The sequence below is a fragment of the Mesorhizobium sp. CNPSo 4661 genome (genome assembly GCF_057784215.1).
In genome coordinates this window covers 130,994-151,909 of sequence record NZ_JBWGIO010000015.1, presented here as the reverse complement: position 1 = coordinate 151,909, position 20,916 = coordinate 130,994, and the positions used below count along the sequence as shown (strand labels likewise).

At 64.9% G+C, this 20,916-nt stretch carries 17 protein-coding genes and 1 tRNA gene; 3 read left to right on the top strand and 15 right to left on the bottom strand.

Annotated features, from left to right (window positions below; all coding sequences use genetic code 11):
- Positions 1 to 15: 15 nt before the first annotated feature.
- The 4 genes from iolE (AC0YKC_RS23140) to AC0YKC_RS23125 form a co-directional block, all read right to left on the bottom strand.
- Positions 16 to 930: a myo-inosose-2 dehydratase gene (iolE, locus tag AC0YKC_RS23140; protein WP_488512716.1), complete on the bottom strand. Its 915-nt coding sequence runs from the start codon at positions 928 to 930 to the stop codon at positions 16 to 18.
- Between the two features lie 36 nt (positions 931 to 966).
- The gene (gene iolD, locus AC0YKC_RS23135) at positions 967 to 2,811 is read right to left on the bottom strand and encodes a 3D-(3,5/4)-trihydroxycyclohexane-1,2-dione acylhydrolase (decyclizing) (RefSeq protein WP_488512715.1); all 1,845 of its coding nucleotides are present in this window, start codon (positions 2,809 to 2,811) and stop codon (positions 967 to 969) included.
- A gap of 53 nt (positions 2,812 to 2,864) precedes the next feature.
- Entirely contained in the window at positions 2,865 to 4,799 is a 1,935-nt protein-coding gene (locus AC0YKC_RS23130) for a bifunctional 5-dehydro-2-deoxygluconokinase/5-dehydro-2-deoxyphosphogluconate aldolase (protein ID WP_488512714.1), read from the bottom strand.
- 155 nt (positions 4,800 to 4,954) lie between these two features.
- Complete coding sequence (locus tag AC0YKC_RS23125) at positions 4,955 to 5,800, bottom strand: MurR/RpiR family transcriptional regulator (RefSeq protein ID WP_224586284.1); 846 nt, start codon at positions 5,798 to 5,800, stop codon at positions 4,955 to 4,957.
- A 160-nt stretch (positions 5,801 to 5,960) separates the two neighbouring features.
- On the opposite strand from AC0YKC_RS23125, the gene AC0YKC_RS23120 reads away from it, so the two are divergent.
- Positions 5,961 to 7,070: a Gfo/Idh/MocA family protein gene (locus tag AC0YKC_RS23120; protein ID WP_488512713.1), complete on the top strand. Its 1,110-nt coding sequence runs from the start codon at positions 5,961 to 5,963 to the stop codon at positions 7,068 to 7,070.
- Between the two features lie 68 nt (positions 7,071 to 7,138).
- On the opposite strand, the gene AC0YKC_RS23115 is transcribed toward AC0YKC_RS23120, so the two are convergent.
- The 7 genes from AC0YKC_RS23115 to iolE (AC0YKC_RS23085) form a co-directional block, all read right to left on the bottom strand.
- Positions 7,139 to 8,077 (bottom strand): sugar phosphate isomerase/epimerase family protein, encoded by a 939-nt coding sequence (locus AC0YKC_RS23115; protein WP_488512712.1) that lies wholly within the window; start codon positions 8,075 to 8,077, stop codon positions 7,139 to 7,141.
- A gap of 34 nt (positions 8,078 to 8,111) precedes the next feature.
- Positions 8,112 to 9,104, bottom strand: a complete 993-nt coding sequence (gene iolG, locus AC0YKC_RS23110) for an inositol 2-dehydrogenase (RefSeq protein WP_320294031.1) — start codon at positions 9,102 to 9,104, stop codon at positions 8,112 to 8,114.
- A 66-nt stretch (positions 9,105 to 9,170) separates the two neighbouring features.
- Complete coding sequence (locus AC0YKC_RS23105; protein WP_320294032.1) at positions 9,171 to 9,989, bottom strand: carbohydrate ABC transporter permease; 819 nt, start codon at positions 9,987 to 9,989, stop codon at positions 9,171 to 9,173.
- Entirely contained in the window at positions 9,986 to 10,891 is a 906-nt protein-coding gene (locus AC0YKC_RS23100) for a carbohydrate ABC transporter permease (RefSeq protein ID WP_320294033.1), read from the bottom strand. Before AC0YKC_RS23100 ends, AC0YKC_RS23105 begins: the two co-directional genes overlap by 4 nt.
- On the bottom strand, positions 10,891 to 12,204 hold the full coding sequence (locus AC0YKC_RS23095; RefSeq protein ID WP_488512711.1) for an extracellular solute-binding protein: 1,314 nt from the start codon (positions 12,202 to 12,204) through the stop codon (positions 10,891 to 10,893). Before AC0YKC_RS23095 ends, AC0YKC_RS23100 begins: the two co-directional genes overlap by 1 nt.
- Positions 12,201 to 13,298, bottom strand: a complete 1,098-nt coding sequence (locus AC0YKC_RS23090) for an ABC transporter ATP-binding protein (RefSeq protein WP_488512710.1) — start codon at positions 13,296 to 13,298, stop codon at positions 12,201 to 12,203. The genes AC0YKC_RS23095 and AC0YKC_RS23090 overlap by 4 nt, the downstream gene beginning before the upstream one ends.
- 27 nt (positions 13,299 to 13,325) lie before the next feature.
- Positions 13,326 to 14,237: a myo-inosose-2 dehydratase gene (gene iolE / locus AC0YKC_RS23085; RefSeq protein ID WP_488512709.1), complete on the bottom strand. Its 912-nt coding sequence runs from the start codon at positions 14,235 to 14,237 to the stop codon at positions 13,326 to 13,328.
- A gap of 544 nt (positions 14,238 to 14,781) precedes the next feature.
- Here iolE (AC0YKC_RS23085) and mocR point away from each other — a divergent pair.
- On the top strand, positions 14,782 to 16,254 hold the full coding sequence (gene mocR, locus AC0YKC_RS23080) for a rhizopine catabolism transcriptional regulator MocR (protein WP_488512708.1): 1,473 nt from the start codon (positions 14,782 to 14,784) through the stop codon (positions 16,252 to 16,254).
- A gap of 395 nt (positions 16,255 to 16,649) precedes the next feature.
- Here the strand turns inward: mocR and AC0YKC_RS23075 are convergent, their stop codons facing one another.
- The 3 genes from AC0YKC_RS23075 to AC0YKC_RS23065 form a co-directional block, all read right to left on the bottom strand.
- A complete protein-coding gene (locus tag AC0YKC_RS23075; RefSeq protein WP_488512707.1) occupies positions 16,650 to 17,183 on the bottom strand; it encodes a hypothetical protein in 534 nt (177 codons plus the stop codon).
- A gap of 156 nt (positions 17,184 to 17,339) precedes the next feature.
- Positions 17,340 to 17,416: transfer RNA gene (locus tag AC0YKC_RS23070), tRNA-Arg, on the bottom strand.
- Positions 17,417 to 17,633: 217 nt separating this feature from the next.
- Positions 17,634 to 18,563 carry a DUF1003 domain-containing protein gene (locus AC0YKC_RS23065; protein ID WP_434724810.1) on the bottom strand — a complete coding sequence of 310 codons (930 nt, stop codon included), beginning with the start codon at positions 18,561 to 18,563 and terminating at the stop codon, positions 17,634 to 17,636.
- 462 nt (positions 18,564 to 19,025) lie between these two features.
- On the opposite strand from AC0YKC_RS23065, the gene AC0YKC_RS23060 reads away from it, so the two are divergent.
- Positions 19,026 to 19,475: a universal stress protein gene (locus AC0YKC_RS23060; protein ID WP_488512706.1), complete on the top strand. Its 450-nt coding sequence runs from the start codon at positions 19,026 to 19,028 to the stop codon at positions 19,473 to 19,475.
- Positions 19,476 to 19,716: 241 nt separating this feature from the next.
- Here AC0YKC_RS23060 and AC0YKC_RS23055 read toward each other — a convergent pair whose 3' ends face one another.
- Positions 19,717 to 20,775, bottom strand: a complete 1,059-nt coding sequence (locus AC0YKC_RS23055; RefSeq protein ID WP_488512705.1) for a D-alanyl-D-alanine carboxypeptidase family protein — start codon at positions 20,773 to 20,775, stop codon at positions 19,717 to 19,719.
- Between the last annotated feature and the right edge of the window lie 141 nt (positions 20,776 to 20,916).

The window sequence follows — 20,916 nt, the reverse complement described above, 5'->3', positions numbered from 1 at the left end:
CGACTAATCCACCGTTCAGGCCGGAAAACCTTGCGTCTCCACCGTGTAGCCGGCGGCCGTCATCACCCGCATCAGCTCCTTGTGGCCGACCTGCGCCATCTTCAGCGGCGGGTTCTTCTTGGGATCCTGCTCGGCCTCGACCACGAACCAGCCTTCATAGCCGTAGTCGGCGAAGCGCTGGACGATGGCGCCGAAATCGAGCGAGCCGTCGCCGGGCACGGTGAAGGCCCCGAGCGCCACCGCATCGAGGAAGGACTGCTTGGTACGATCGAGCCCCTCGATCACGGCCACGCGCACGTCCTTCACATGGACGTGGTTGATGCGCTTGTGGTGGTTGTCGATGGCGCGCAGCACGTCGCCGCCGGCAAAGGCGAGATGACCGGCATCGAGCAAGAGCGGGATGCCTTCGCCGGAATGGCGCATGAAGGAATCGAGCTCCGGCTCGGTCTCGACCACGGCGGCCATGTGATGGTGGTAGGAAAGAGGCATGCCCTGTTCCGCGCACCATTCACCGAATTCGGTGACGCGGCGGCCATAGGCCTTCATCTCGTCGCCGGTGAGCTTCGGCTTGGTGGCCAAGGGCTTGGAGCGGTCACCCTGGATCGAACGGCCGACCTCGCCATAGACGATGCAGGGCGCGTCGACCGCCTTGAACAGGTCGATCATCGGCTGGATGCGGTCCTTGTTCGTCGCCAGGTCCTCATTGACCAGCGTGCCGGAGAACCAGCCGCCGCAAAGCGTGACGTCGGCTTCCTTCAGGATCGGCAGCATCACCTTCGGATCGTTGGGGAAGCGGCGGCCCATCTCCATGCCGGTGAAGCCGGCCGAGCGCGATTGCGCCAAGCATTCCTCCAGCGACACGTCATCGCTCAACTCCACGAGATCGTCGTTCCACCATGCGATGGGGGACATGCCCAGTTTGGCTTTCAAGTCGTCACTCCGATGTCGGTTCGTTGCGAGCCCGGTTCAGCCCTTTCGGCTGCCCACGGCTTCCTCGTATTTCTTGCGCGCGGCGTTGACCTGGGGCCGCGACGAGACTTCCGGTACGGCAACGTCCCACCAATGGCCGCCGGCATCGGTCGAAACCAGCGGATCGGTGTCGATGACCAGCACGGTCGTCTTGTCGTTCTTCTTCGCCTTGGCCAGCGCCGTTTCCAGCTCGGCGATGGAGGCCACCTTCTCGGCGATGGCACCGAGGCTCGCCGCATGCGCGGCGAAGTCGACGTCGGGCATCACCTCGTGACGGGCGTCCTTCAGGAGATTGTTGAAGTTGGCGCCGCCGGTCGCCATCTGCAGCCGGTTGATGCAGCCATAGCCGCGATTGTCGAGCAGTACGACGGTGAGCTTCAGGCCAAGCATAACCGAGGTCGCGATCTCGGAATTCAGCATCAGATACGAGCCGTCGCCAATCATGACGACGACCTCCTCGTCCGGCTTGGCCATCTTGGCGCCGAGCCCGCCGGCGATCTCATAGCCCATGGTCGAGAAGCCGTATTCGGCGTGGTAGGAACCTGGCGCGCCGGCCTGCCAGAGCTTGTGCAATTCGCCCGGCAGACCGCCCGCGGCATGCAGCAGCGTGACGCCCGAGCCCATGGCGCGCTGCACGGCGCCGATCACCTGCGCGTCGGACGGATAGGCGGCATTGGTCGAGGCTGTCACCTTGGCGGCGGCCGCCTGCCACTCCGTCTTGCCCTTCAGCGCATTGTCCGTCCAGGCGGCCGGCGCCTTCCAGCCCTTCAGCGCGGCGGAAAGTTCGGCAAGCCCTTCGGCCGCGTCGGCGACCAGCGGCAGCGCCCAGTGCTTGCCGGCGTCGAAGACCTGGCTGTTCAGGCCGATGATTGTGCGGCCGGCATTCTTGAACAGCGCCCACGACCCGGTGGTGAAGTCCTGTAGCCTGGTGCCGACGGCAAGCACCACGTCGGCCTCTTCCGCCAGCCGGTTGGCGGCGGAGGTGCCGGTGACACCGACAGCGGCCATGTTGAGCGGATGGTCGTCCGGCAGCGAGGATTTGCCGCCCTGCGTCTCGCAGACAGGAATGCCGGCGCCCTGCACCAGCTTGGCGAGCTCGTCCGAGGCCTGCGAATAAAGAACGCCGCCGCCGGCGATGACCAGCGGCTTTTTGGCCCCTTTCAGCTCCGCGACGGCCGCCGCCAGCTCATTGCGGTCCGGGCGCAGCCGGCGCGGTGTCCAGATGCGCTCGGCAAACAGGCTTTCGGGATAATCATAAGCCTCGGCCTGCACGTCCTGGCAGAGCGAGAGCGTCACCGGGCCGCATTCGGCCGGATCGGTCAGCACCTGCATGGCGCGGTTCAGCGCCGGGATGATCTGCTCCGGTCGCGTGATGCGGTCGAAATAGCGCGACACGGGGCGGAAGCAGTCGTTGACGCTCGCCGTGCCGTCGGAAAAATCCTCGGCCTGCTGCAGCACCGGGTCCGGCAGGCGGTTGGCGAAGACATCGCCGGGCAGGAACAGGACAGGCAACCGGTTTACATGCGCAAGGGCCGCTGCCGTCACCATGTTGAGCGCGCCCGGGCCGATCGAAGAGGTCGCGGCCATGAAGCGGCGGCGGAAATTCGCCTTGGCGTAGGCGATCGCCGCATGCGCCATCGCCTGCTCGTTATGGGCGCGGAAGGTCGGCAGCTCGTCGCGCACCTGGTAGAGCGCCTCGCCGATACCGGCGACATTGCCATGGCCGAAGATCGCCCAGACGCCGCCGAAGATCGGTACTGTCTTGCCGTCGATCACGGTCATCTGCCGGCTGAGGAAGCGGGTCACGGCCTGCGCCATCGTCAGGCGAACGGTCTTGCTCATTGTCGTTTCCTCCGGCTTTCGTTGACGCCGTTTTCTTATGCTGCCCGTGTTTCTTATGCTGCTTTACGGCCACGCGCGGCAAGCCAGGCCTCGGTCAGCTGCTCGAAGCGCGCGGCCATGTCGGCCACCGCCTCGTCATCCGACATCTTGCCGGCCAGCCATTGTTCGGCGGCGCTGATGAAGATGGTGCGACCGACCGCAAATCCCTTGACGATCGGCGCATTGCTCGTCGCGGCAAAGGCCGCGACCAGCTCGTCCTGCGGCGCCTCCAGCCCGAGCAGCACGACGCCGCGGCACCATGGATCGTTCTTGACGATCACCTGTTCGATCTTTGCCCAGGCGCCTGCCGAAGCCTGCGGCTCCAGTTTCCACCAGTCGGGCTTGATGCCCAGCGCATAGAGCTCCTCCAGCGCGCGCGGAATGGTGGTGTCGTCCAGCTTGCCATGCTTGCCGGCGATGATCTCGACCAGCAGCTCCCGGCCGACCTTCCGCGCCGCCTCGAACAGCGCGCGCAGCTTCTGCTGCTGCTCGACTTTAAGCGCTTCCGGGTCGTCCGGGTGATAGAAGCACAGGCATTTGATGCAGTGGTCGACCGGCCATTCGGTAAGCTGCGAGCCGATATCCTGCGAGAACTCGAAGCGCAGCGGCCGCGATCCGGGCAATTCGACCGGACGGCCGAGCCAGGCAAAGGGGTGGCGGGCGAATTCGAACATAGCGTCGCGGCCATATTTCTCGTCAATCAGCATGCCGTAGCCGTCGCGGCCAGCGGCGACCTTGGCCGCAGCCTTGACCGTCAGCACCTTGAAATCGGGAATGCGTGCAACGTCGGCGCCGACTTTCGCCGCGACGTCTTCCAGCTGGACGCGATGGTCGCAGGCCAAAGCCATCAGCGAGGGTATGTCGCGCCGCCGCGTCGTCGCCCAATGGATGTGGTTGATCGCCTCGTCCTTGCGCAACGCCAAATGCTTGCTGCCGTGCTTGAGGAAGAACTGCAGCTCCTCGAAGGTCGGATATTCCGGCGCGCAGAGCAGGCGCGAGACGGCAAAGGCGCCGCAGGCATTGGCCCAGGTGGCGGCGGTGGCAAAACTCTCTCCGCCCAGCCAACCGCGCAGGAAGCCCGACATGAAGGCGTCGCCGGCGCCCAGCACATTGTAGATCTCGATCGGGAAACCCTTGCCGACGATGCCGTCCTCGAGGTCGTCGCTGATCGGCCCGTCATAGACGATGCAGCCCTTGGCGCCGCGCTTGAGAACGATGGTGGCCGAGGACAGCGCGCGGATCGTCTTCAGCGCGCTCAGGCAATCGTCGGCGCCCGACGCGATCATGATCTCTTCCTCGGTGCCGACGATGAGATCGCAATCGGGCAGCACCGTCTTCAGCTGCGCCGATACCCGGTCCGACTTGACGTAACGCTCGAAACCCTCGGCATGGCCTGCAAGGCCCCAGAGGTTCGGGCGGTAGTCGATGTCGAACACCACCTTGCCGCTCTTGGCCTTCATCAGGCGGATGGCCTTGCGCTGCGCGGCATCGGAATTGGGACGCGAGAAATGCGTGCCGGTGACGACCACCGAGCGGGCCGAGGCGATGAAGGCCTCGTCGATATCCTCTTCGGCGAGCGCCATGTCGGCGCAGTCCGAGCGGCAAAAGATCATCGGCGAGACGCCTTCGCTCTCGACCGAAAGCAGCACCAGCGCCGTCAGGCGTTCCTTGTCGGTCTTCAGCCCGTCGACCGAGACGCCCTCGCGCCGAAGCTGTTCGCGAATGAAGCGGCCCATCTGCTCGTCGCCGACGCGCGTCAGCAGCGCCGAGCGCAGGCCGAGCCTTGCCGTGCCGACGGAAATATTGGCCGGACAGCCGCCGACCGACTTGGCGAAAGAGGCGATGTCCTCCAGCCGCGAGCCGATCTGCTGGCCATAGAGATCGACCGATGCGCGGCCGATGGTGATGACGTCGAGCGGCGGGTATTTCCCTTCCACGGCTTCGCCCATTCGAACCTCCCATCAGCCTTGTTGTGCAGAGCAGCGTCGTTTTGGACAGCACGCGCCAAGGGCGGCGTGGTGCCGTCAATATGAAATATTAATTCCAATCCGTAGTCAATATGGAATGAGCGTTCCCGTGCCGAAAAGCGCTTCCCGGCGAGGGCTCAGCCCTTGCGCCGGCGTCCGGCTTCGCGGCGCTTCTCGCCAACGGCGACGGTCAGCGCCATGGCCAAAGCCATCGTCGCCGAAATCGAACGGAAGCCGCCGAAATCGGCCTCGGCCACCTCGAACCAGACCTTGGCGAATTGCGCCAGCGGCGAGAACGACGAGTCGGTGATCGCCACGATCGGCACGCCCTGTTCCGCGATCGAGCGCGTCTCCTCGATGGTCGCCGGTGCATAGGGCGAAAAGCTTATGGCGATGACGGCGTCGCGCGGCGTGGCGAAGCCGATCATCTCGGCATTCAGCCCCGCGGCCGATTCCACCAGCTGGTTGCGGATCTTGAGCTTGCCCAGCGCATAGGCGATGTAGGAGGCGACCGGATAGGAGCGGCGCTTGGCCAGCACATAGATGGTCTCGGCTTTCGCCAGAAGCGCCACCGCCTCTTCGAAATGCGCATCGTTGAGCGAGCGCGAAATGTCGCCCAGCGAGGTGCTGGCGGCGGCGACGAAGCCGTCGAAGATCGCCCGATGGCCGCCGCCGTCCTCGGCCTTGGCGCGCAGCGCCGCCAGCCGCTCGTCATAGGAGGAATTGCGCTCGCGCAGGCGCTCGCGGAAAACCTGCTGCAGGCTGGTGAAGCCGTCGAAGCCGAGCTGCTGGGCAAAACGGATCAGCGTCGAGGGTTGGACGCCGGCCGAGGCGGCAATGCTGGCCGCCGTGCCGAACGCGATGTCGTCGGGGTTGTCGAGCGCGTAGGCGGCGATCTGCGCGATGCGCTTGGGCAGGCTCGCGCGCCTGTCCAGGATCGTCGCGCGCAGTGTTTCGAAATCGCGAGGCACCCGTTCGTCCATCGTCGCTCCGCCTACGCCCATAAAGATCTGTCCCTCTCCTGCCTCATCATAGCGAGTTCACGCAAGAACACCATAAAAAATGATTTGGATGTTCCATTCTCAGGTGAAATGGACTAATTCATCCATATAGACTTTCCCCTCTATTATGGAGACAATCGACATGGTCGCAGTGGGCCTCATCGGCACGGGCTTCATGGGCAAGTGCCACGCCATCGCCTGGAACGCGGTGGGCACGGTCTTTCCCGATGTCGACAAGCCGCGACTGGTGCATCTGGGCGAGGTCAATGACGAGCTTGCCCGGCGCAAGGCCGGCGAGTTCGGCTTCGCCAAAGGCTCCGGCGACTGGCGCGCCGTGGTCAACGACCCGGAGGTCGACGTCGTCTCGCTGACCACGCCCAACCAGTTCCATCCCGAGATGGCGATCGCCATCCTGGAAGCCGGCAAGCATCTGTGGTGCGAGAAGCCGATGGCGCCGAGTTTCGCCGAGGCCGAGACCATGGCGGCCGCGGCGAAGAGATCCGGCAAGGTCGCCGTGCTCGGCTACAACTACATCCAGAACCCCGCAATTCGCCACATCGGCGCGCTGCTCGAGGAGAAGGTCATCGGCGACGTCAACCTCGTGCGCATCGAGATGGACGAGGATTTCATGGCCGATCCGGAAGCGCTGTTCTTCTGGAAGCACGAGGCTTCGTCCGGCTATGGCGCGCTCGACGATTTCGCCGTCCATCCGCTGTCGCTGATCAAGGCGCTGTTCGGCCGTGTCAGCCGCGTCATGTGCGACATGGTCAAACCCTATGCCGATCGCAAGACCGCCTCCGGCGCCCGCCGCGCGGTCGAGACCTACGATATCGCCAGCGTCTTGATGCATCTCGAGAACGGCGTTGCCGGCACGCTGCTGCTCAACCGCTCGGCCTGGGGCCGCAAGGGCCGCATCGCCATCCAGATATTCGGCTCGAAGGGCTCGATCCTCTACGACCAGGAGCGGATGAACGAGTTCCAGCTCTACCTCACCGCCGACCGGCCGACCGAGCAGGGCTACCGCACCATCCTGGTCGCGCCGCATCACAAGCCCTATGATTCCTTCCTGCCGGCGCCCGGCCATGGCCTCGGCTTCAACGACCTCAAGATGATCGAATGCCGCGAGCTCCTGATGCGCATCGCCGGCAAGCCGGCCCGCATCATCGACTTCGACGAGGGGCTGGAGATCGAGCGCACCGTGCATGCCATGGCGCGCTCGTTCCAGGAGCAGCGCTGGGTCGATGTGAGGTGATCGAGCCAAGCGCTCAGACTGGTATGGTGGCCCGCGGTGACCGGCCAATGCAAAATCGGATCTGAGCATCAGGCCAGGTTGATGGCGACGTTGCGCAGCAACGCCACGGATTTGCGCATGCCTTCCATCGGCGACAGCATCATGTCCTCGTGCTCGATCGACAGCACGTCATCGTAACCGGCCTGCTTCAGCGCGGTGCAGAACTGCCGCCACCAGGTTTCGCCGTGGCCGTAGCCCAGCGTGATGTAATTCCAGGCCCTCTCGGCATAAAGCGTGGGCGGGCGCGCATCGAGCGTGCCGTCGATGCCGGCCGGCACCGGCTCGACGCGGGTATCCTTGGCGTGGACATAGTAGATAGCCGACCCAAGCTTGCGCACGGCGGCGATGGGATCGGCGCCCATCCACATCGGATGGCTCGGATCGTAGTTCGCGCCCACAGTCTCGCCGACGGCATCGCGCAGGCGGAACAGCGTCTGGACGTTGTACACAGCCTGATGTCCATGCAGTTCCAAGCAAAGCTTCCTGATACCGAGATTGTTCGCGAACCTGACCAGATCACGCCAGTAGGGGATGATGCAATCATCCCACTGGTAACGCTGGATGTCGGCGCATTCGGGCGGCCAGTCGGTGATGATCCAGTTGGGGTTGGCGTCGCCGGGGCCGCCGGGCAGCCCGGACATCATCACCACCCGGTCGATGCCCATCAGGCTCGCCAGCCGGATCGTATCCTCGGTCACCTGGCGGTGCTTCTTGCCTTGCGGTCCAGGATGCAGCGGGTTGCCCGAGCAGTTGAGCGCCGCGATCGTCAGCCCGTGGTCGCGGACCTTGGCGACGAATTCGGCGCGGGTCGCAGCACTTTCCAGCATTGCCGCGAGGTCGATATGCGGCGCTGACGACCAGTTGCCGCAGGCGAACTCCAGCGTCTCCAGCCCGAGCTCGGCCGAGGCGCGCAGCATTTCGTCGAAGGACAGGTTGCCTAGGCTGTCGGTGATCATGCCAATCTTCATTTTGGGGACTCCCGCTTGCCTTCAGACCGTCCGCTCAGAGTTTTACCGGCTCGAACCGGCCGGACCGCGCCGACGCAAGAGCCGCCTCGCAAAGGATCATCGCCTTGCGGCCGTCGCTCGCCGTGACCGCCGGCGTCCTGCTCGTTTCGACGCAGGTGATGAAGTGATCGATCTCGGCGGCGTAGGACTCCGCGTAGCGTTCGACGAAGAAGTAATAGGGCTTGTCGCGCGATATGCCCTTGCCGCCATACATTTCCACGGAGGTCGGCAGCCGGTTGCCGGCCTGCAGCATGCCGTCGGCGCCATGCACCTCGATGCGCTGGTCGTAGCCATAGGCAGCCCTGACGCTGTTGTTGATGTGGCATTGCCGGCCCGACGCCGTTCGCAGGACAAACATCGCGGTGTCGTAGTCGCCGAGCTTCCTGTACTGCGGCGCCACCAGCGAGGAGCCGGTTGCGAACAGTTCCACCGGCTCCTCGCCGAGCATGTTTCGCGCCATATCGAAGTCGTGGATGGTCATCTCGCGAAAGACGCCGCCGCCGCCTGCCAGCGCTTCCTCGGTCTCGGGCTCGGGGTCGCGGCTGGTGATGATGACCTGCTCGACGGCGCCGATCTCGCCGCCGTCGAGGCGCTCTTTCAGCGCCCGGAAGCTCGGATCGAAGCGGCGGTTGAAGCCGATCTGGAACGGCACGCCGGCTTTCGCGACAGCGGCCAGGCACTCGTCCGTGCGCTTGAGGTCGAGATCGATCGGCTTCTCGCAGAAGATCGCCTTGCCTTTCGCCGCCGCGGCCATGGCGAGCTCGGCATGGGTGCGCGTCGCCGAGGCGATGAACACCATTCTCACCGACGGATCGTTCATCACTGTCTCGGTGTCCGCGATCTCGGCGCCGGTAACGGCGGCGACCTTTTCCGCCGCCTCGCGATTGGGATCGACGATGTAGCGCAGCCGCACCTTTGGATGGCGCGCCAGATTGCCCGCGTGCACGCGGCCGATCAGCCCCACCCCGAACAGACAGACATCCATCATGCGTTCGACTTTCCTATCGGGCCGCGCCATCGCGGCACGGCCGGTTCAGTGTTGCCCGCGCGGTGTTCATTTCACCGCGCCCATGGTCAGCCCGCGCACCAGATGCCGCTGCACCAGGAGCGCGAAGAAGACGATCGGCAGCGCGCCGATGACGCCGGCCGCCGACATCGACGCCCAGTCGGTATCGATGCGGCCGATCAGCGTCGCGGTGCCGCGCGGCATGGTCATGGCGCGCGGCGTCGCCGTCAGCGCCAGCGCGAAGAGGAACTCGTTGAAGGTGACCAGCACGGCGAAGATGGCGGTGGCCGCGAGCCCGGGTGCCGCCAAAGGCAGCGTGATGCGGCGGAAGGCGCCGAAGCGCGAATCGCCGTCGACCATCGCCGCTTCCTCGAGATCGACGGGGATCTCGCGGAAGAAGCTCTCCATCATCCAGACGCAGAAGGTGACGTTGAAGGCGGTGTAGGTGGCGATCAGGCCGAGCCAGCTGTCGAGCAGGCCGAGGCTGAGCATCAAGAGATAGACAGGGATCAGGATGACGACCGGCGGGATGATGCGCAGCGTGAGCAGGAACAGGCCGACCTTGCGCTCCGCGGCGAAGGGCAGGCGGAACCTGGCGATCGCATAGGCGCCCATCGCGCCGACGATGAGCGCGATGGCGACCGAGAAGAAGGTCACCACCAGCGAGTTCGTCAGGTAGGAGCCGAACTGCTTTTCGGTGAACAGCCGCACGTAGTTGTCGAGCGTCGGCACATGCGGGTAGAGCGTGCCTTCCTGGGTGATCTCGCGGTTCGATTTGAGCGAGGTCGAGACCAGCCAGTAGATCGGCAACAGCACGACGGCCAGCACGAAGACGGTGGTGAGGATGCGGGCCAGACGGTTGCTCATGACGCGTCGATCCTGCGCAGGAGCCTGATGGCGCTGAAGGCCAGCGCGAGCACGACAAGGCCGATCGTCACGAACAGCGCCGCCGCGTATCCGGTCTGCTGGAACTTGAATGCGGTGTCGTAGCCGTAGATCGAGATCAACCTCGTCGCTTCGCCCGGCCCGCCGCGGGTCAGCACGAAAACCTGGTCGAAGGTGCCGAAGGCGTCGATGGTCCTGAGCACGATCGCCACCGCCAGCACCGGCCGCATCATCGGAAAGGTGAGGTCGGCAAAGACGCGCCAGGCACCGGCGCCATCGACGCGCGCCGCCTCGAACGGCTCGTGCGGCAGCGATTGCAGCCCGGCAAGCAGGATCAGGAACATCAGCGGCGTCCATTCCCAGACGTCGAGCGCGACCAGGCCGATGAAGGCATTGAGCGGATTGCCGAGGATCTGCACCTCGCCGCCGCCCATGGCCTTAGACAGCGCGGTCAGCATGCCAGCGTCGCTGGCGTAGATCAGTCGAAAGACGATGGCGACGACGACGGGCGTGACCACCATGGGAATGATCAGCACGGTCCTGAGCAGCCGGATGCCGCGAAATTCGTTCAGGCAAAACAGCGCCAGCGCGAAGCCGAGCACCGCCTCGAAAGACACCGACAGCGCCACGAACTTCACCGTGACCCAGAGCGCGTTGAGAAACTGCGCATCGCTCCACAGATGCAGATAGTTCTGCAAGCCGACATCGGCGACCGGCGAGCCATAGCGGTAGGCCCTGGTGCTGGCGCGCAGCCCATCCCAAAGCGGATAGACCAGCACGCCGAGCACGATCATCAGGCCCGGCGCCAGCATGAGATAGGGGAGGGCGAGGTCGAGCCCCGCCCCCTGCAGGCGATATTTGCGCGCCTGCGTTGCCCCTTGCATCAGTAGTAACCGGCCGTGGTCAGGTAATCCTTGACCTGCTTGGCCGCCGTCTCGAGCGCGGCGCCGCCGCCGGAACCGGCCTGCAGCGCCTTGTTGAGTTCGATGCCGAGCAATTCCTCGACCTTCGCCCAGTCCGGCGTGCGCGGCCGCGGCAGCGCGCCGGCGTCGAGCTGCTGGAGCGCAACCGGGATCAGCCGGTTGCCCGGCTTGGCGATGCCGAAGGCGCTGCGCTTGACGGGAATAGAGCCCGCTTCCGAGAGCTTGGCCTGGGTTTCTGCGCTGACATACCACTTCAGGAACTCGATCGAGTTCGCCTTGTTGGGCGCCGATTTCGGCACCCCGGCGATGAAGATGCCCATCTGCGCGATCGCCTTCTGCTGCTTCGGCACGACGCCGAAATCGAGCTTGCCGGCGACCTTGGTCTGCGCCGAATCGTCGGCTTTCAGCGCATTGCCCGAATACTGGATGATCGCGCCGGCATCGCCGCCGAGGATCGCAGCGCCCTCCTGGTCGGAGTCGAACTCGACCACCCCGCTCGGCGCGTTCTGCTTCATCGTGCCGACGAAGAAATCGGCTGAAGCCTTGCCTTCGGCCGAATTGAAGATCGGGTTCCACTTGTCGTCGAAGAACGAGCCGCCGAACGACAGGAAGATCGGGTACCAGCTGGTGACGATCGGGTTGCCCGAGACGCCGCGGAAGACGACCGGGTATTTGATCTTTCCGGCGGCCACGCCTTCCTTGCCCTTGGCGATCACCTCGTCCCAGGTCTTGGGCGCGCCGCCGGTGAAGACGTCGTTGCGATAGGTGAGCGTCTGCAGGTCGCCGACGAAGGGTACGCAGATCAGCGTCGGCTTGGCCTTCTCGAAGCCCTTGACGCGCGGCCCCTGCTGCGGCGGCCAGTAGCCCATGTCGATCATCGAGCCGATCCAGTCCTTGTCGGACCCGTCGATGCCGCCGGCGCCGAGATCCTCGAGCACGTTGGCGGCGCCGAACTGCGGCACCCATGGGTCGTCGAGCAGATAGAGGTCATACTGGCCGGCGCCGCTCTGGGCATCGGCGAACCACTTCTCCAGCGTCACGCCGTATTCGTCCTCGAGGAACTGGATGTCGAAACCCTGCTCCTTCGCCAGCGGTATGATTTTTTCCTTGAACGGCGTCAGCCCGCCATCGGCAAAGGCGCCGATGATCACCTTCTTGCCGGCGGCGCGGGCCGGCATCGGCAGGCCGAGCGTGGTGAGGGCGGTGGTCGCCAAAGCCAGGCCAAGCCCGCCCTTGATGACGGAGCGGCGAGTAAGTCTGCTGGAATGCATCATGTCACTCTCCCATTGTTGTTGACCCTGTGGACGGCGGTGAGGCCGGCCGAATTGAAGAAACAGGCGTTCGCCGGGTCGAAGGCGACGCCGATGCTTTCACCCACCACACCCCTGAAATCGCGGCCGGCCCGGACCGAGACGTTGCCGCCTTCGAGGCGGACATTGACCAGCGTCTCGTTGCCCATTGGCTCGACGACATAGATTTCGCCGGGCAGCGCATCCGGCGTGTCGGCCGGGGCGACGCTGCAGTCCTCCGGCCGCAGGCCGATTTCAGCGATGGAGGCGGCATGGCAGGCGGCGAGCCGCGCGGCCTCTAGCGGGATGGTCTTGCCAGCCACCATAACGCCTTGCTCGGAGAGCCCGGCCGGCAGGATGTTCATTGGTGGATTGCCGACGAAGGTGGCGACGAAGCGGTTGGCCGGGCGGTCGTAGATGTCGATGGGCGGCGCCATCTGCTGCAACTCGCCGCCATGCATGACGGCGACGAGGTCGGCCATGGTCAGCGCCTCGACCTGGTCATGGGTGACGTAGATGGTGGTGGCGCTGAGACGCTGGCAGAGCCGCTTGATCTCGCCGCGCATGGTGAGCCGCAGCCGCGCGTCGAGATTGGACAGCGGCTCGTCCATGAGAAAGGCCGCCGGATCGCGCACGATGGCGCGGGCCAGCGCCACGCGCTGGCGCTGGCCGCCGGAGAGCTGCCGCGGCCGGCGGTCGAGCAGATGGCCGATTTCGAGGATGGCGGCGACCTCGCCGATCTTGGCCTTGCGCCCGGCGTCCGGCGTGCCTCGGATCCACAGCGGGTAGCCGATGTTTTCGGCGACCGTCATCTGCGGGTAGAGCGCATAGCTCTGGAACACCATGGCGATGTCGCGGTCGCGCGGTTGCAGCCGGGTGACGTCGCGCTCGCCGATGAAGACCTTGCCCGCGGTCGGCATGTCGAGCCCCGCCAGGATGCGCAGCGCCGTCGTCTTGCCGCAGCCCGATGGACCGAGCAGGGCGAGGAATTTATGGTCCGGCACGGCGAGGTCGAGCGATCGCAGCACGTTAAGCGCGCCGAAATTCTTGACCACGTTTTGATACAGGACCGAACTCATCGCCCTCCCCGGCCCTCCATTCCGCCTTCAGGCCTTGCGCTCGTGCGCGTAGAAGCCCGCGCCCTCGGCCAGCCTTTTCAAATTGCGATACCCCATCGTGGCATAGGTCAAGGGGTGCGCCTTGGCCGGGTCCTGCTCGGCCTCCACCACCAGCCAGCCGGAATAGCCCTGGTCGGCGAGGATCTTGAGCAGCGTCGGGTAGTCGATCGCGCCGTCGCCAGGCACCGTGAAGATGCCTTCCATCACCGCGCCCATGAAGCTCATATCGGCCTCGCGTGCCTTCTTCAGCATCGCCGGGCGCACGTCCTTGCAATGGACATGCACGACCCGCTCGACATGCCGGCGCAGCAATTGCTCCGGGTCGCCGCCCGAAAAGGCGCAGTGCCCGGTGTCGTAAAGCAGGCCGACGGCCTCGCCGGTTGTATGCATCAGCCTGTCGATCTCCGCGTCGGTCTCGACGATCGTGCCCATGTGATGGTGGAAGGCCATGCCGACGCCGAAATCGGAAAAGCGCTCGGCGAGCCTGGTGATCTTGGCGCCATAGGCCTTCCATTCCCCGTCCAGCAGCTTCGGCCGCTGCGAGATCGGGTCGTGGATCGCGCCATGCCGGCCGCGCGAGGTGTCGGCATAGACGACGCGCCTGGCGCCGAGATCGCGCAATAAAGTCAGATGCGGCCGGATCGCCTCGAATTCCTCGTCCACCTCTTTCTCGCAAATGCGCCCGTCATACCAGCCGGAGACCAGCGCCAGCCCGTAATGGTCGAGGATAGGCCTGAGCTGGCGGGCTTCACGCGGAAACTTCCCGCCAAGCTCGGTGCCGGCATAGCCGGCTTCCGCGGTTTCGGCGAGGCAGGTCTCGAGCGGCGTGTCGCCGCCCAGTTCCGGCACGTCGTCATTGGTCCAGGTGATCGGGTTGATGCCAAGTCGAACTGTCGTCATTGCTCGCTTTCCGCCCCGCAGCCGGGATGGCTGCGGGGTGTCTGGTCTCGGGAGGAGATGGCTGCGATTGCTGGCGACAGGGCGAAAACCCTGCCGTCTTCGTTCGGCAGGACGCCCTCCCAGCATCCCGCCTCACATGTCCCCGTCTTCATGTTCTTGTCGACGTCCTACCCCAACGTCAGTAAGCGAAGTCTACCCCGCTCTGTCTCCCTCGCGAGGGCCAGTTTTGAAGGAAATGAAGGAACCAGTTTGTGCTGGAAGGTGGGTGTGGCAGGATGGGGGGATGGGAGATCTGGAAATCATCAAGCGGTGGCGCGAGGCCCCCCTCTCTGCCCTGCCGGGCATCTCCCCCTCAAGGGGGGAGATTGGCAGCTTCGCCGTCGCGCCCCCCTTTGCGACGTTGGCGATTTGCGAAGGCCTCCGCGCCATCCGATCTCCCCCCTTGAGGGGGAGATGTCCGGCAGGACAGAGAGGGGGGCGAAGGAACTCGACCTTCAAAGCCTGCGGCACGCAAATGCGCGCTATGCGTGGAGCGACGTGATCCATGCGCCCCCACCCCAAACCGCAACCCTTCCCCCTCGACATGCTGGCCGTCAACCGCGGCAGCCCCGAGCAGCTGTCGCGCCAGCTCTATCACGGCCTCGTCGCCATCATCCGCAGCCGCGCGCTGCCGCCGGGCTCGGAGCTTCCTTCCACCCGGGCCCTGGCCGCCGAGCTCGGCCTCGGCCGCAACACCATCGTCGCCGCCTACGACCAGCTCGTCACCGAAGGCTATCTCGCCAACCGCCAGGGCGCGCGCCCGGTGATCGTCGACCTGCCCGACGGCCCGCGCGAGACGCCGGCGCAGGAGCCGCCCGAGCCGCTGCGATCACCTTCGCTGCGCGGCCAGCTTCTGCTCAGCCAGCCCTATCATCACGGCAGGCCGGGGCATGTCGCCTTCCATCCCGGCATGCCGGATGCGCAGAGCTTTCCCTTCGGCGTCTGGGGCCGGCTGGTCGCGCGTCGCGCCAGCCATGGCGGCGAGACGCTGTTCGGCACCTATGACGTCACCGGCCACCCGGCGCTGAAGGATGCGATCGCCGGCTATCTTTATTCCGCGCGCGGCGTGCGCTGCAGGCCGGAGCAGATCGTCATCACCACCGGCGCGCAGGCCGCCTTCGATCTTCTGGCGCGCCTGCTGCTCGACCCCGACGACACGGTGTGGATGGAGGAACCCGGCTATTACGGCGCCAAGGCCGCCTTCACCGTGGCCGGCGCCAGGGTCCTGCCCATCCCGGTCGACCAGGAGCGCGGCTGGCGGCTCGATGCTCCAGACTTTTCGCCTCGCCTCATCTATGTGACGCCGGCCTGCCAGCATCCGCTCGGCATCACCATGCGCATGGAGGAGCGGCTGCGCCTGCTCGACATCGCCGAGACCGCCAATGCCTGGGTGATCGAGGACGATTTCGACGGCGAGTACCGTTTTCAAGGTAGGCCTGTGCCGGCGATCCAGAGCATGGACCGCTCCGGCCGCGTCATCTATGTCGGCACCTTCGCCAAGCTCCTGTTCCCGGCGCTGCGCCTGGGCTTCATGGTGCTTCCCGCGGAACTCGCCGGCCGCATCGTCAACGCCCTCTCCACCACCGGCCAGTTCGCGCCACTGCTGTTGCAGGCAGCGCTCGCCGATTTCATCACCGAAGGCCATATGAGCCGCCACCTGAAGCGCATGCGCCGCATCTACGCCCAGCGCCGCCAGCTTTTCCGCGACATCGTGAGCGAGCGCCTGCGTGACGAGATCACGCTCTCCCCCGCCGAAGCCGGCATCCAGGTGGTGGGCTATCTGAGGCCTGGCATCGACGACATCAAGGTCAGCCAGGCGGCGGCGAAAAGGGCCATCAACGTCTCGCCGCTGTCGAAATATTTCCAGAACACGGCGCCGACCCAAGGGCTGGTGCTGGGCTATGCGGCCTGTGATGCGGCGCAGATGAGGGATGGGGTCGAGAGGTTGGCGGCGGCGATACGGGAGACGCTGGGATAAACCAATTCCGCGAAGAGTGGACCTCAAGAGGGGTAGATCTCTGAGCGGCGGCCGCCTTACCCTCCGAATCGGATCGTCTGTGTGGCGCTAAGACTCGTCACCTTTCATCAAGCAAGGCTTACGGCAATAGAGGTAGGCCAAGCTCCCTGATCGGACAGACCAACCGGAACATTAGCTCTTGCTGAAGGTTCACGTTCAGGAAGACACACGTTGGGTGAACCGATGTCCGAATTGGCGTTCGCCTTCGTCTATTATTCAGGATTGACCAACCAAGACATGGTAGGGGCGGTCGTGTCCCTGATCGCTGGCCTGCTTCTATACAACGTTTTGCGGGAGGACCGACCCAGCCGGTAGCTGCTTTACCGGACGGATTCCGCCAGGGTCAGGTCGTACGTTTATTTCTTCGAAGTCAGATAGTCCCAGTACTCTCTCATTGCCGTCGGTGCGATCATGACCAGATTTCTGAAATTCGGATTTGACTCTATCGGCACGTAAAGCCAGCGCCGCCCCTCCTGCTGGAACCGAAGCATTTTGCCGCCGTGCAAGACAAACGAGATAGTCGTGTTTTTACGATCGAGGGTTTCGACGTATTGGGCGCCGATGTAGCAGCCCGTCTCAATGAATGCGCTGTCAGTGGCGATCATTCTTATACGCAGGTGCGACAATGGACCGGTTAAAGAGATGGTTGCCATGGTGGCGAGCGCCGCTATCCCGCTGACGACCAGGATTGGTCTCACGGTCGGATCAGCTTTCATAGCCTCCAAATCCCATCCGAAGCCACCTGGTGCTGTCAGTCCGTTGAGGCAGACAACCGCAATCCAAATGGCGACAAAAACAATGATGAGGCCAAACACCTTGAAGTACGCGATCAACGCCAACTGCAGGCACGTCGGCGTTGCAAATGAACCGTCGAGCAGCAGGTCAGGCATGCTGACAAAATGGCTGGAGCTTACACTAAACGCAAGCCGGCCAGCTTTCGGGAGCGGCCCGCAAGTTGGCGTTTTGTACCGCATCTAGCTGCATACAAATGCGAGCCAGAACAAAACCGGCTCGGTGTAAGTGCTCATTTTCATTGAGAAGGTTATTGGCGCACCCGACAGGATTCGAACCTGTGACCTCTGCCTTCGGAGGGCAGCGCTCTATCCAGCTGAGCTACGGGTGCTTCCCGGAAACCGGAAAACGAACCGACCGGTGAGCCGGCCAGCCACGGCTTCTTAGCGGAAGCCGCTGCGGGCTTCAACGGGCAATTGGAGTGGCGGCGGCTTGTGATGGTTGATTGTCTTACCGACAGAGCAATCGGACACGGCGCTCCCCCTCTCCGTCTCGGCTTCGCCGAGCCACCTCTCCCCCGCCTCTGGCGGGGCGAGGAACTCCTAGCCTCACCCCTCCGCCCCGCTCTTCGCCGCCTTGCGCCGCACGGCCCGCCTTGCGGTGTGCTTCTGCTTCTTCGCGGTCAGCTCGTTCATCGCGTCGAGCTGCATCTGCTGCATTTCGGCCAGCCGCGTCCATTGGCGCGAGATCAGGTAGTCGAGCTTTTCGTGCAGGTGCCGCACTTCGAGCTCGGCCTTGAGGTTGACGCGGTATTCGTTGAAGGAGCGCAGGCGGTCTTTCACCTCCTGGCGCTTCTGGCTCATCATGATCACCGGCGCCTGGATGGCGGCGATGCAGGAGAGCATCAGGTTGAGCAGGATGAACGGGTAGGGGTCGAACGCCTTGGATTCGCCCTGGACGAGGTTGAGGCCGATCCACACCAGCAGGATGGCTGCGAAGGAGATCAGGAACCACCAGCTGCCGCCAAAGGCGGCCATCGAGTCGGAGACGCGGTCGGGAAACGTCCGGTGCTCCTCGAATTCCTCCTCCGAGTTTTCCGAGATCGTGTCCTGCTTCGCGATCGACTCCACCACCTGGCGGTCGAGCTCGGAGAATTCGCCGTGCTCCTGCTGCAGCAATTCCTCCATGTAGCGCATGCGGTAGCGGCCGAGCTCCTCGCGGCTGACACGGGCGCCGCGCGGCAGGTCGGGATGGTCGGAGCGGATGCGGTCGGCGAGGCTGGGCCGCAGATCATCGATGCGCACCAGGTCGCGCTTGCGGAACTTGCGGCCGCTGATCGCCGAGGGCTTCTTCTTCGGCTTGACCCTGGTCGTGCCCGGAACATGCGGCTCGGAATCCGGCACTTCCGGCGCTTCGAGGATTTCGTCGGCGGCGGCTTGCGCATCCTCCGGCACGGTTTCCGCCTCGAGATATTCGCCGGCGATGTCGTTCTCATTGTCGGCCTGGACTTGCGCGGATGTCTTCGGGTCGCCTGCCATGGTCGGTGCTCCTGTTCGCGGGCTTTGCGAGGTACGATACGCCAAGCCGGCGCGGCATATCCATGGTCAGTGTGAAGGTGGTATGACCGAACAAGTTCTTGTGATCGGCGGGGGGCGGGTTGCTTCGCTGGCCCGCTATCCAATAGGGCGGCGCTCGCCCCTCATCCGGCCGCTACGCGGCCACCTTCTCCCTGGCGGGGAGAAGAGGAAGCGCCGGCGCTGACAATCTCCTCTCCCCGCCGGGGAGAGGTCAGCCGAGCGAAGCGGAGGCTGGGTGAGGGGGAGCGCCGTTGGCGATTTCTCGCCCAACCCCTGGAGCAACCGTCTCTGCCGGCTGGCCTTGATCCAGATCAGGCTGGCCCCTGTGGCGGGCCTGGTAGGCTGACTATATCGAAGCCAGGCCTGAAGGTTCAGGCTCCCGCCACCTGGGGCGCGTCGCCCCGCAAATGAGGGATCGCCAGCATGTACAAGAAAATCCTGATCGCCACCGACGGCTCGGAACTCGCCGGCAAGGGCGTCGCCCATGGTCTCGAACTGGCCAAGGGCCTCGGCGCCGCCGTCGCCTTCGTCACCGTCTCCGAGCCGTTCCCGGCGCTCGCCTGGGGCGGCGCCATGGCCGGCTATGTCGCCGCCGACGAACTGGTCAATTACGAGGAAAGCGCGCGCAAATACGCCCGCGAGGTGCTCGACAAATGCAAGGCCGAGGCCGCTGCGAAGGGCGTCGAGGCGAAGACCCTGCATATCGAGAACCGCACGCCCGCCGAGGCGATCCTCGAGGTCGCCGGTGCGGAAGGCAGCGACCTCATCGTCATGGCCTCGCACGGCCGCCGCGGCATCGGCCGCCTGGTGCTGGGCAGCCAGACCGCCGAAGTGGTGTCGCTGACGCAGATCCCGGTGCTGGTGGTCAGATAAGCAACGGCAGGGCACCCTCAGAACGAGATAGGCAGCGTTCCTTCGCCCCCCTCTCTGTCCTGCCGGACATCTCCCCCTCAAGGGGGGAGATCAGCCGTCACGGCTGCCTTCGCCAATCGCAGCCGTTGCAGGGCGAGCGCCGTCGCCGAAGCTGCCAATCTCCCCCCAAGAGGGGGAGATGTCCGGCAGGACAGAGGGGGGCGCTGTCCCGCCGACGTCTCAGACTTTCCCCCTCGCTCCGCTACTGCGCCGGCAGCAGTGGCGCGCCGGGCGATGCCAGGTCCGGCGACGGAAAATCGGATGCCGGCTGGCTGGGCTGCGGCGACGCGGACGCCACGGAACCGGGCGGCGGCAATCCCGGCAAAGCCGAATCCGCCTGCGGCAAGCCGGGAAGCGGCGCGGCAGAGGGCTGTTGCCCGGAATACATGAGCTTGGGCTGGCTTGCATCGGCGATCGTCGGCCCCAGGCTCCTCTGGATCAGCGCCTCGACATGGTCGTTGCGCTGCCGCGCTGAGTCGGCGCCCATCACCACCACGATCAGGTGCCGCCCGTCGGCATTGTAGGAGGTGACGATGTTGTAGCCGGAGGCGCGTATATAGCCGGTCTTGATGCCGTCGACGCCGCGCACGCGCCCCAGCATGTCGTTATGGCCGCGCACCAGCCGGCCGCGGAACATGAAGTCGCTTTCGGAGAAATAGTGGAAATGCTGCGGGAAGCGCTTTTCCAGCGCCATGCCCAGCACCGCCATGTCGCGCGCCGTGGTCACCTGGCCGTCGTCGGGCAGGCCGCAGGCGTTGCGGAAATTGGTGCCGCTCATGCCGAGCGAGCGCGCCTTGGCGGTCATCATGGCGGCGAACTGGTCCTCGGAGCCACCGCCCAGATATTCGCCCACCGCCACCGCCACGTCGTTGGCCGACTTCACCACCATGGCGCGGATGGCGGAATCGACGTCGATCGTCTCGCCGTGCCTAAAACGCAATTTCGTCGGCGGCTGCGAGGCGGCGTGGTCGGAAACCGGGATCCGCGTTTCCTTGCTGACACGGCCGCTCTCCATCGCCTCGAACAGCATGTAGAGCGTCATCATCTTGGTCAGCGACGCCGGATAGCGCTGCGATCTCGAATTGACCTCGAACAAGGTCTTGCCCGACGAGGCGTCGACCACGATCGCGGCATATTTCTGCGGCTGCGCCGGCACGGCGAGCACGCTTTCCGGCGGCGCGGCCGTCGTGCAGCCGGCGACCAGCAAAAGCAGGGCCAGCGCGGCGATGAGTTTCTGGAGGAAAGGGAAGGGACGGGGCAAGAACGTTTCTAAAGCTGTTGCTGAGACGCGGCGAAGCTAACGTAACCCATGTGCCGCGTCCAACTGGTTAACGGGGGGCAAGAAGGCATTTGCCCAGCTTTTGGAGGTTCGCGCCGCTGGCAACGCTGTCAATCTCCGCTC

Bases quoted from the DNA above. Each gene is read 5' to 3' on its own strand.
- iolD (WP_488512715.1), bottom strand. From the start codon at position 2,811: ATGAGCAAGACCGTTCGCCTGACGATGGCGCAGGCCGTGACCCGCTTC.
- AC0YKC_RS23130 (WP_488512714.1), bottom strand. From the start codon at position 4,799: ATGGGCGAAGCCGTGGAAGGGAAATACCCGCCGCTCGACGTCATCACC.
- AC0YKC_RS23125 (WP_224586284.1), bottom strand. From the start codon at position 5,800: ATGGACGAACGGGTGCCTCGCGATTTCGAAACACTGCGCGCGACGATC.
- AC0YKC_RS23120 (WP_488512713.1), top strand. From the start codon at position 5,961: ATGGTCGCAGTGGGCCTCATCGGCACGGGCTTCATGGGCAAGTGCCAC.
- AC0YKC_RS23115 (WP_488512712.1), bottom strand. From the start codon at position 8,077: ATGAAGATTGGCATGATCACCGACAGCCTAGGCAACCTGTCCTTCGAC.
- iolG (WP_320294031.1), bottom strand. From the start codon at position 9,104: ATGATGGATGTCTGTCTGTTCGGGGTGGGGCTGATCGGCCGCGTGCAC.
- AC0YKC_RS23105 (WP_320294032.1), bottom strand. From the start codon at position 9,989: ATGAGCAACCGTCTGGCCCGCATCCTCACCACCGTCTTCGTGCTGGCC.
- AC0YKC_RS23100 (WP_320294033.1), bottom strand. From the start codon at position 10,891: ATGCAAGGGGCAACGCAGGCGCGCAAATATCGCCTGCAGGGGGCGGGG.
- AC0YKC_RS23095 (WP_488512711.1), bottom strand. From the start codon at position 12,204: ATGATGCATTCCAGCAGACTTACTCGCCGCTCCGTCATCAAGGGCGGG.
- AC0YKC_RS23090 (WP_488512710.1), bottom strand. From the start codon at position 13,298: ATGAGTTCGGTCCTGTATCAAAACGTGGTCAAGAATTTCGGCGCGCTT.
- iolE (WP_488512709.1), bottom strand. From the start codon at position 14,237: ATGACGACAGTTCGACTTGGCATCAACCCGATCACCTGGACCAATGAC.
- mocR (WP_488512708.1), top strand. From the start codon at position 14,782: ATGCGCCCCCACCCCAAACCGCAACCCTTCCCCCTCGACATGCTGGCC.
- AC0YKC_RS23075 (WP_488512707.1), bottom strand. From the start codon at position 17,183: ATGCCTGACCTGCTGCTCGACGGTTCATTTGCAACGCCGACGTGCCTG.
- AC0YKC_RS23065 (WP_434724810.1), bottom strand. From the start codon at position 18,563: ATGGCAGGCGACCCGAAGACATCCGCGCAAGTCCAGGCCGACAATGAG.
- AC0YKC_RS23060 (WP_488512706.1), top strand. From the start codon at position 19,026: ATGTACAAGAAAATCCTGATCGCCACCGACGGCTCGGAACTCGCCGGC.